Source organism: Burkholderia sp. MSMB1498, assembly GCF_001526245.1.
Taxonomy (GTDB): Bacteria; Pseudomonadota; Gammaproteobacteria; order Burkholderiales; family Burkholderiaceae; genus Burkholderia; species Burkholderia savannae.
On sequence record NZ_LOYJ01000023.1, the window covers coordinates 1 to 9,196 of the forward strand.

9 protein-coding genes and 1 pseudogene are annotated in these 9,196 nt (G+C 68.8%); 3 read left to right on the forward strand and 7 right to left on the reverse strand.

The features are described 5' to 3' along the window. The first annotated feature begins 182 nt into the window (after positions 1-182). The 3 genes from WS91_RS04790 to WS91_RS04800 all read left to right on the forward strand — a co-directional run bounded on the left by WS91_RS04790 (position 183) and on the right by WS91_RS04800 (position 2,539). Positions 183-860, forward strand: a complete 678-nt coding sequence (locus tag WS91_RS04790; protein ID WP_059669860.1) for a methyltransferase family protein — start codon at positions 183-185, stop codon at positions 858-860. A gap of 139 nt (positions 861-999) precedes the next feature. Further along, positions 1,000-1,626 carry a glutathione S-transferase family protein gene (locus WS91_RS04795; protein WP_059669861.1) on the forward strand — a complete coding sequence of 209 codons (627 nt, stop codon included), beginning with the start codon at positions 1,000-1,002 and terminating at the stop codon, positions 1,624-1,626. 64 nt (positions 1,627-1,690) lie between these two features. Then, a complete protein-coding gene (locus tag WS91_RS04800) occupies positions 1,691-2,539 on the forward strand; it encodes a PhzF family phenazine biosynthesis protein (RefSeq protein ID WP_082745150.1) in 849 nt (282 codons plus the stop codon). Positions 2,540-2,758: 219 nt separating this feature from the next. On the opposite strand, the gene WS91_RS04805 is transcribed toward WS91_RS04800, so the two are convergent. From WS91_RS04805 to WS91_RS35510, 7 genes and pseudogenes are all read right to left on the reverse strand, one after another. Then, a complete protein-coding gene (locus tag WS91_RS04805; RefSeq protein ID WP_442854599.1) occupies positions 2,759-3,253 on the reverse strand; it encodes an Lrp/AsnC family transcriptional regulator in 495 nt (164 codons plus the stop codon). A 137-nt stretch (positions 3,254-3,390) separates the two neighbouring features. Further along, positions 3,391-4,791 carry an aminotransferase class III-fold pyridoxal phosphate-dependent enzyme gene (locus WS91_RS04810; RefSeq protein ID WP_059669862.1) on the reverse strand — a complete coding sequence of 467 codons (1,401 nt, stop codon included), beginning with the start codon at positions 4,789-4,791 and terminating at the stop codon, positions 3,391-3,393. A 532-nt stretch (positions 4,792-5,323) separates the two neighbouring features. Then, a complete protein-coding gene (locus WS91_RS04815) occupies positions 5,324-6,250 on the reverse strand; it encodes a 2-hydroxyacid dehydrogenase (protein WP_059669863.1) in 927 nt (308 codons plus the stop codon). Positions 6,251-6,282: 32 nt separating this feature from the next. After that, positions 6,283-7,143, reverse strand: coding sequence for a GNAT family N-acetyltransferase (locus tag WS91_RS04820; protein ID WP_038754585.1), 861 nt, complete (start codon positions 7,141-7,143; stop codon positions 6,283-6,285). A 190-nt stretch (positions 7,144-7,333) separates the two neighbouring features. Next, the gene (locus tag WS91_RS04825) at positions 7,334-7,798 is read right to left on the reverse strand and encodes a hypothetical protein (RefSeq protein ID WP_059578409.1); all 465 of its coding nucleotides are present in this window, start codon (positions 7,796-7,798) and stop codon (positions 7,334-7,336) included. 64 nt (positions 7,799-7,862) lie between these two features. Further along, positions 7,863-9,119 carry a DUF3734 domain-containing protein gene (locus tag WS91_RS04830; protein WP_059645628.1) on the reverse strand — a complete coding sequence of 419 codons (1,257 nt, stop codon included), beginning with the start codon at positions 9,117-9,119 and terminating at the stop codon, positions 7,863-7,865. Beyond that, positions 9,116-9,196: pseudogene (locus WS91_RS35510) on the reverse strand (3-hydroxybutyrate dehydrogenase); the annotation flags it as partial. The gene WS91_RS04830 and the pseudogene WS91_RS35510, both read right to left, overlap by 4 nt.

A 9,196-nucleotide genomic window follows, 5' to 3' on the forward strand; every position in this document is an offset into this window, starting at 1 on the left:
AAACCGCAAACCGCAAACCGCAAACCGCAAACCGCAAACCGCAAACCGCAAACCGCAAACCGCAAACCACAAACCGCAAACCGCAAACCACAAACCACAAACCACAAACCACAAACCACAAACCATACGAAACACACCGACCCGCCCATCGACATCCCCCGCCCCAAAAGGAGGCCCCCGCAATGGACTCGCTGTCGAAGCGCGCGCTCGGCGCGCAGGCGCGTTTCGTCGCGATGCTCGCCGTGCTGATCTTCGCGCCGGCGGGCTCGCTGTGCTACTGGCAGGGCTGGATCTACTGGCTCGTGTTCTCCGGCTCGACGACCGTGCTCACCCTCTATTTCCTCAAGCGCGATCCGGCGCTCGTCGAGAGCCGGATGCGCGTCGGCGTGCGCGCCGAGCGCGAGCTCAGCCAGAAGATCATTCTCGGCGTCGTCAGCGTCGCGAGCGTCGGGCTCGTCGTCGCGATGGGCGCTGAATGGCGCGTCGCGCGCACGCCCGTCGATTGGGGCGCGGTCGCGCTCGGCAACGCGCTCGTGATCGCGGGCTTCGCGATCTGCTTCGCTGTGCTGCGCGAGAACCGCTTCGCGTCGAGCATCGTCGAGGTGAAGCAGGAGCAGACGGTGATCTCGTCCGGCCCGTATCGCTTCGTCCGGCACCCGATGTATTCCGGCGCAATGGTGATATTTTTCGGGAGCCCGATCGCCGCCCAGTCGGCCTGGGCCTGGCCGTTCGCCGCAGTGCTCGCGGCGGGCGTCGTCGCGCGGCTCGTCGACGAGGAACGCTACCTGAGCGTGCACCTCGACGGCTATCGCGCGTATTGCGAACGCGTGCGCTGGCGGCTTTTGCCGCGCGTCTGGTGACGGGTGGCGCGGCGTCGCCGCGAGAGCGCCGGCACGCGGCGGGCAGGCGCATCGGTCGATACGCAGCGAACCGTACCTGTCGGCGTCGCGCTCGCGCTTCTACAATCGTCCGAATCATCGTCGAACGAGGTGGTCCGTGATGCTGAAAGTGCTCGGCAAGGCGCCGTCGATCAACGTCCGCAAGGTGATGTGGACGTGCGCCGAATTGCAGCTCGGGTTCGAACGCGAAGACTGGGGTGCGGGATTCCGGTCGACGCAGACGCCCGAATTCCTCGCGCTGAACCCGAACGGCCTCGTGCCGGTGCTCGTGGACGGCGATTTCGTGCTCTGGGAATCGAACGCGATCATCCGCTATCTGGCGAACCGGTACGGCGGCGCGCATTTGTATCCGGCCGAGCCGCACGCGCGGGCGCGCGTCGATCAATGGCTCGACTGGCAGACGACCGCGCTGAACCGCGCGTGGAGCTACGCGTTCTTCGCGATCGTGCGCAACGAGCCGAGCCATCGGGATCAGGGCCAGATCCGCGCGTCGTGCGAGAGCTGGACGCGGCACATGGCGATCCTGAACGCGCGGCTCGACGCGACGGGCGCGTACGTCGCCGGCACCGACTACACGCTCGCCGACGTCGCGATCGGCTTGTCGGTCAACCGGTGGCTGCGCACGCCGTTCGACGACAAGCCCGATTTCGCGGCGGTGTCCGCGTATTTCGCGCGGCTCGCCGCGCGAGCGGGCTTCGCCGAGCATTGCGCCAACGGTTTGCCGTGAGCGTCGGCGCCGCCGTGAGCTCACCTTCGATCCACCGATCGCCAAGACCCGAACGAAGAACGCGATGAACGCAGCGAACACGGCAAGCGCGCATGCCGATCGCGCGGCCGACCGGCCGATCTCGGCGCCCATCTATCAAGTCGACGCGTTCGCGAATCGCCGTTTCGCGGGCAATCCCGCGGCCGTCGTGCTGCTCGATCGCTTTCCCGACGACGCGACGATGCAGGCGATCGCGGCGGAGAACAATCTGGCGGAAACGGCGTTCGCCGTGCCGCACGCGTCCGGCTATCGGCTGCGCTGGTTCACGCCGCGCATCGAGGTGCCGCTTTGCGGGCACGCGACGCTTGCGAGCGCCGCCGTCGTGATGGAGCGGGTCGAGCCCGCGCGCGAGCGCGTCGTGTTCGACACGGCGAGCGGGCCGTTGACCGTCGAACGCACGCCGGACGGCTACCGGATGGATTTCCCCGCCCGCCCGACCGCGCCGAGCGACGCGCGTGCGCATGCACGGCTCGCCGACGCGCTCGGCGCAGGCGCGCTCGAAGACGTGCATGCGAACGCGCACGTGTATCTGGCGCGGCTCGCGAGCGCGCAGGCGGTGCGCGCGCTGAATCCGGACATGGCCGCGCTTGCGGCGCTGGATCGCAGCGGCGTGATCGTGACGGCCGCGGACGGCGGCGACTACGATTTCGTCAGCCGCTATTTCGCGCCGGCGAAGGGCGTGCCGGAAGATCCGGTGACGGGCAGCGCGCATTGCGCGCTCGCGCCGTACTGGGCGGCGCGGCTCGGCAAGACCGCGTTTCGCGCGCATCAGGCGTCGCCGCGCGGCGGCGACGTGCGCTGCCGGCTGAACGGCGAGCGCGTCGAGCTCGAAGGATCGTGCGTGTTCTATCTCGAGGGGCGCGTGACGTTCTGACGAACGGCGGCGGCGCGGATGCGAATGCCGCTGCCGTTCGGTCCGACGGCTTGAGACAACCACCGCCGCCGCGCGTCCGGCGAGCGCGCCGACGGCTGCTTCAGCCCGCTTCGGCGCGCTTTCCGCCCAAAGGTGAGATTTTTCGGGAGCCGCCGCGAAGGCGTCCGAAACCGGCCGCCCGCTCTCCTATGTCGCCCGCGAAACGGGCGTTCCGCCGCGTCAATGCCGATCGGCGAACAGCGCTTCGAGCGGATAGTGCCGCTTCACGAACGGCGATTTGATGATCACGTAGCTGAAGTACTTTTCGATGCCGATGTTCCGTTCGAGCAGCCCTTCGATGATCGTCTGATAGTGGCTCACGCTGCGCGTGACGAATTTCAGCAGATAGTCGTACCCGCCGCTCGCGAGGTGGCATTCGACGATCTCGTCGACGTTGCGGATCGCCGCGACGAAGCGGTCGAAGTCCTCGCGGCGGTGGTCGGCGAGCGTGACTTCGGTGAACACGATCTGCACGTCGCCGAGCTTTTCGAGCTGAATGTCCGCGCCGTAGCCGGCGATGTAACCCGCTTTCTCCAGGCGCTTGACCCGTATCAGGCACGGGCTCGGCGACAGGCCGACCGCATCCGCCAACTCCACGTTGGTGATGCGGCCGCGCTTTTGCAGCTGCGCGAGTATCCGCAGATCGATCTTGTCCAGCTTGCAGTCGCCCATCATCACGGCGTCGGAAGAATGAAGAGTAAACGTACGGTTACTTTACGGTCACAAAATTGCGGCCACAAGGCAGCGTTTTCCCACGTGTCCGCCGGGCTCCGGATTCCCGGCGTGGCTTCCCGGCTTGACGTGGGAGCGCGTCACGCGGCTCGCGCGTGCGCTGCGTCGAGCGCGCGCCGCACGTCGGTTTGCGCGGACACTTCGTCGAGCGTCGCGCGCAGCCGCGCGAACAGCAAGTCGAAATCGTCCGCCGTGTAGCTGAGCGCGGGCGCGAAGCCGAGGATGCCGTCGCCGAACGCGCGGAACACGACGCGGTTGCGGTACGCCGCCGCCGCGATCCGCTCGGGCAGATTGAGCGATGGATCGAAGCGCGCCTTGCTCGCCTTGTCGGCGACGAGCTCGAGCGCGCCGAGCAGCCCGCGCGAACGCGCGTCGCCGACGAGCGGATGCGCGCGCAGCGCGTCGAGCTCGCGCGCGAAGCGCGGCGCATGCGCGATGCCGTTTTCGAGCAGCCCGCCTTCGTGATAGAGGCGCAGCACTTCGAGCGCGATCGCCGCGCTCACCGGGTGCGCGGAATACGTGTGGCCGTGGCCGATCGCGGCGTCGGCGGCGCCGCCGTCGGCGATTCCCCGATAGATCTCGTCGGACATCAGCACCGCGCCCATCGGCGCGTAGCCCGCCGTCAGCCCCTTCGCGACCGTCATCAGATCGGGCTCGACGCCCTCGGCCTCGCACGCGAAGAGCGGGCCGGTGCGGCCGAAGCCGGTGATGACTTCGTCGGCGACGAACAGGATGCCGAGCCGCGAGCACGCGTCGCGCATCGCCTTGAGCCAGCCGAAGGGCGGCACGATCACGCCGCCCGAGCCTTGCACCGGCTCGCAGAAGAACGCGGCGACGCGCTCGGCCCCCAGCTCGGCGACCTTCGCCTCGAGCGCCGCGACCGACGCGGCGATCAGCGCCGCATCGTCGTGGCCTGCCGGATGGCGGTATGCGTACGGCGATTCGATGTGATGCTGGGTCGGCTGCGGCACGTCGAAGTGGCGATGGAACGTCGCGAGCGCGGTGAGCCCGGCTCCGATCGACGACGAGCCGTGATAGCCGCGCTCGAGCGCGATCACGTGCTTCTTCTGCGGACGGCCCGTCGCGTTGAAGTAATGCGTGATGAAGCGCAGCGCCGAATCGACGGCGTCCGAGCCGCCGAGCGTGAAGTAGACGCGTGCGAGCGACTTCGGCGCGAGCGCGGTCAGCTTCTCGGCGAGCTCGATCGCGGGCGCGGAGCCGAAGTGGAAATACGCGGTCGCATACGGCAGGCGCGCCATCTGCTCGGCCGCGGCCTTGACGATGCTGTCGCGGCCATAGCCGACGTTCACGCACCAGAGGCCGGAGAACGCGTCGAGGAGTTCGTTGCCTTCGGCGTCGCGCAGGAACACGCCGTCGGCGGAATCGAGCACGGTGACGCCGCGCGCCTCGTGCGCGCGGTAGCTGACGACGGGATGGATCAGATGCCGACGATCGGCTTCGATCAGCGATGGAATGGTCATGGCGGTGCAGGCTCTCGTTCGAACAGTACGTGTGAGGCCATGCTACCGATCGGACGATTTACGCGCGCGTCCAATTGCGGCGCGCAAGCGTACGGATGCGGCGTTTCGACGGGGCGGGACGGCATTTTCTGCTGCGTCGGGCGCGGCGGATTCCGTGCGTTCGGGAACGGCGCGCCGCGTGCGGGCGCGGGCTGTTTCGGCCGCATGGCGTGTCGCCGTGGATCGTGCGCGCCGGCGTGCGCGTTTGGGGCGCATGAATGTCGGATTGGCTGATGATGCGTGGTGCCGAATTCGAACGCGGTGTTTTCAGTCACGCACGCGCGCGTTGCTTCGCACGCGATGGGGAAGGTATGGTGTCTTTGTCTTTGTCTTTGTCTTTGTCTTTGCTTCTGCGCATGCAAGTGCAAGTGCAAGTGCAAGCGCGCACGAACACGCGCCGAGCCCCATCGCCGCGCATCGCGCCCGACGACACGCACCCGGCAAGCGCTCATCGGCCCCGCCCGATATCCGCCGACAACCGCCCGACAACCGCCTAATAGCCGCGCGCGCGATCGACGACGCCCACCATCGGCTCCCCCGCGCGATGCCGCGCGAGATTCGCGAGCACCGCGTCGACCGCCGTGTCGGGCCGCGTCGCGCTCGCGATGTGCGGCGTGATCCGGATGCGCGGATGCGTCCAGAAAGGGTGTCCCGCCGGCAGCGGCTCCGGGTCGGTCACGTCGACGATCGCGCTGTCGAGCTTGCCCGATGAGAGCGAGTCGAGGAGCGCCGCTTCGACGAGCTGCGGGCCGCGGCCGACGTGGATCAGCGACGCGCCGTCCGGCAGCGCGTCGAACAACGGCATGTCGAGCAGCCCGCGCGTTTCGGGCGTGAGCGGCAGCAGGCACACGAGGATGTCCGAGCGCGCGAGCAGTGCGGCGAGCCCCGTTTCGCCCGCGTAGCAGTCGACGCCCTCCAGCGTGCGCGGCGAGCGGCTCCAGCCCGCGCACGGAAAGCCGAAGCGGCGCAGCGCGTCGAGCACCGCCTGCCCGAGCATGCCGAGGCCGAGCACGCCGACGCGCCGCGACGCGGCGGCGCGCACCGGCTTCGCTCGCCACACCTGCATGCGCTGCAGCGCCGCGTAGTCGAACATGTCGCGATGAATCGTCAGCACGGCCTGCATCACGTATTCGACCATCCCCTCGACGATCCCCGGCTCGATCATCCTCACGACCGGGACGTGCGCGGGCACGCAGGACAGATCGAACTGATCGACGCCCGCGCCGACCGAGAACACGACTTCGAGATTCGGCATCAGCCGCAGCGGATCGTCGGGCGGCTGCCACGCGGCCAGATAGCGGACGGCGGACGGATCGCCGATGTCGGGCCACAGACGGAACGGGACATCAGGCGCTTTTTCCGCGAAAAGGCGCGCCCACTGCGCGCCGCGCGCCGGATCGGCCTTGTAGACGAAGGTCATCGCATGAAGCGGGCGATCGCGGCCGAGCGCAATCAGCCGAGCGCCTGATTGACGATCGCGAACTGCCGCAGCGCAGGATCGCGCTCGGGCGCCGCGCCGCGCACCATCGCGACGACCGAGTCGACGCGCCGCAGCCCGAGCTCTTCGAGCCAGCCGGACAGGCCGCTGTCGCCGGGCACGTCGATTCGCACGAACATGCCGGCGTGCAGCGCGAGCCAGTGGCTGATCAGCGCCTGCGCGCGCAGCGTGTCCGGCGCGATCACCGGCCCGATCGCGTGGCCGCGGCCGAAGCGGCGGAACAGCGCGAAGCCGAGCAGCTCGCCGTCGCGATCGAGCGCGATGCCGCTCGCGACGTCGAGCAACGCGTCGATCACGGCGCTGCGGTCGTAGCCGCACGCGCGCGATGCGAGCGCGCCGAGGCGCGCCGTGTCGTTGACGCCGATCGGACGCAGGCGCTCGCCGGGCGGCAGCGAAATCAGCGGCGGATGAAACGCGGCGCCCTGGTGCTGCTCGGTGATGCCGGTCGGCTTGAAGCCGAACTTCGCGTAGAGCGGCTTGCCGGCGGGCGTCGCGTGCAGGAACAGCGTGCGCTCGCCGAGATCGTCGACGATCCGCGCGAGCAGCTCGCGGCCGATGCCGCGGCCCTGCTGGTCCGGCGCGACGATCACCATGCCGAGCGACGCGTGCTCGCGGCCGTAGCGCCAGCCGAGCGCGGTGCCGATCACGCCGCTGCCGTCTTGCGCGACGAAGCCGCTGCCGAGCTTCGCGACGAAGCGCCAGTCGTCGACGCGATGCGGCCACTGAAAGCAACTGGACAGGCGCTGGGCAGTGTCGATGTCGTCCTGGGTAAACGGGCGAAAGGCGAGCGTGCGGGAGGCGTTGGTTTCGGCCACGCTGAACTCCGGTTCGAAAGTCTGACGCCGCTACTGTGGCAGGCGCGCCGGCGGGCGGATAGGACGATCCGCTTGTTTTCGGCGGCGCGGGCGCGTTCGCTCCGCGGATTGCCGATACGGGGATTTCGACCCCGATTGCGCGCTCCGTGCGGCGACGATCGACCGCCGGCCGTCGCGCGCGGCCGGCCCGTTACAGACGCTGCCGCTTCGCGAGCGTCAGCACGCGCGCCCAGCGCTGCGCGTCGCGCTTGTCGTCCATCGGCAGCTTCCACTCGGCGCGCCGCTCGTCGCGCACGGCGACGACGAGATACCAGCGGCCGTCGAGCGTCTGCGCGCGGCAGCCGCTCAGATCGGTGAGCGTGTAGCGGCCGGCGTCGCCGTCCTGCGACAGCCACAGCAGCCCCTTCGTCGCCGATATGCGCAGATCGCCCCATGCGCGCTGCAGCACGTGGGTCCAGCCGTCCTCTCGCGCGTTCGGCGCGACGTCGCGCCGCCGCCGGGCCCAGTGCGCGACCGCCGCCGCGATCGCGGCGGTCGCGACGACGGCGGCGCCGATCGCCATGGCGTCGCCGAAGCGCGCGGCGATCGCATGAAACGTGTAGACCGCGCCCCAGATCAAGGCGGCGAGCGCGAACAGGACGATGAAAATCGGCATGGCGAAGCGGCGAGCGAGAAAACGAAAGACGCGGCCGGCGCGCGCCGGCCGCGAGCGGGGAGCCTCACCGAATCCGGTGAATGTCGTGCGTGACGAAGCCTGCGTCGTTGTCCGGCAGCGCAAGGCCGTTCTTCACGGCGAGCGTCTTGCGAATGTCCGCGAGGCCCGCGGACCAGTGGTCGCGCATCGTCGACGCGCCGAACTGATAGTCCTTGTAGTGCTGCTCGTACGCCTTCTGCTGATAGATCAGATGCTGGACGTTGTAGCGCTTGCCGCACGACAGCGTCTCGGCCTGCTGGCACCACGGATCGTTCTTGCGCATTTCCTCGGGCACCTGATCGAGCACGCGGCGCAGTACGTTGCGAAAGCGCTGCTCGCGCTGCAGCGTGTCGGTGATGAGGCGCGTGCGGCTCGAATACTGAACGTCCTTCGTGCGCTCGGTCACGTCGTTCATCGATTCGGGCAGCGGCCCGCGCGCGCTCCACAGGTCGACCTGGAACGCGAGCGTGTCGCGTCGCGGCGACGCGCGCAGCACTTCCATCAGCGGCGTGTTCGACACGATGCCGCCGTCCCAGTAGAACTCGCCGTCGATCTCGACGGGCGGAAACGCGGGCGGCAGCGCGCCCGACGCCATGAAATGCTCGGGGCGCAGCGTCGTCTTCGCGTTGTCGAAGTAGATGAAGTTGCCCGTACCGACGTTCACCGCGCCGACCGACACGCGCGTCTCGCCCGAATTGATCCGGTCGAAGTCGCACAGCTTCAGGAGCGTCGAGCGCAGCGCGGACGTGTCGTAATAGCTGACCTTTTCCGGCGGATGCGTCGAGCCCGGCAGCGGCGGCGGGAAGCGCGGCACGAAGAAGCCGCGCTGTCCCTGCACGACCGCGCTCGCCGCCTGGCTCGCGGTGAAGAACGTGCGCACGTATTCGTGGCTGTTGAAGAGCGCGGATTCGAACATGGCCGGCAGCGCGGGGAAGAACGCGGGCTGGCAGATCGTGTTCCAGAACTCGCGCAGCCGCTCGACGCGCCGTTCGGGCGGATTGCCCGCGATCAGCGCCGTGTTCAGCGCGCCGATCGAGATGCCGGCGATCCAGTTGAGCGGAATGCCCGCTTCGTGCAGCCCTTCGAACACGCCCGCTTGATACGCGCCGAGCGCGCCGCCGCCTTGCAGCACGAGCGCGATCGTTTCGTACGGCAAATCATGGAACGGCGTGTGCGTGTGCGTGTGCGCGTGCTCTTGCTCGAGCGCATTCGGCACGCTTGCTTCGTTGTGCAGATCCGCCGGATCGACGGCCTGCTTTTCGGTGCGGGCGCGCGGCTTCATTGCATGAACCAGCCGTGGCTGACGACAAACGACTGGCCGGTGAGCGCCGCGCTCGGGAACGCCGACAGAAACAGCAC

Coding starts and splice junctions, on each gene's coding strand:
- WS91_RS04790 (WP_059669860.1), top strand. CDS start 183: ATGGACTCGCTGTCGAAGCGCGCGCTCGGCGCGCAGGCGCGTTTCGTC.
- WS91_RS04795 (WP_059669861.1), top strand. CDS start 1,000: ATGCTGAAAGTGCTCGGCAAGGCGCCGTCGATCAACGTCCGCAAGGTG.
- WS91_RS04800 (WP_082745150.1), top strand. CDS start 1,691: ATGAACGCAGCGAACACGGCAAGCGCGCATGCCGATCGCGCGGCCGAC.
- WS91_RS04805 (WP_442854599.1), bottom strand. CDS start 3,253: ATGATGGGCGACTGCAAGCTGGACAAGATCGATCTGCGGATACTCGCG.
- WS91_RS04810 (WP_059669862.1), bottom strand. CDS start 4,791: ATGACCATTCCATCGCTGATCGAAGCCGATCGTCGGCATCTGATCCAT.
- WS91_RS04815 (WP_059669863.1), bottom strand. CDS start 6,250: ATGACCTTCGTCTACAAGGCCGATCCGGCGCGCGGCGCGCAGTGGGCG.
- WS91_RS04825 (WP_059578409.1), bottom strand. CDS start 7,798: ATGCCGATTTTCATCGTCCTGTTCGCGCTCGCCGCCTTGATCTGGGGC.
- WS91_RS04830 (WP_059645628.1), bottom strand. CDS start 9,119: ATGAAGCCGCGCGCCCGCACCGAAAAGCAGGCCGTCGATCCGGCGGAT.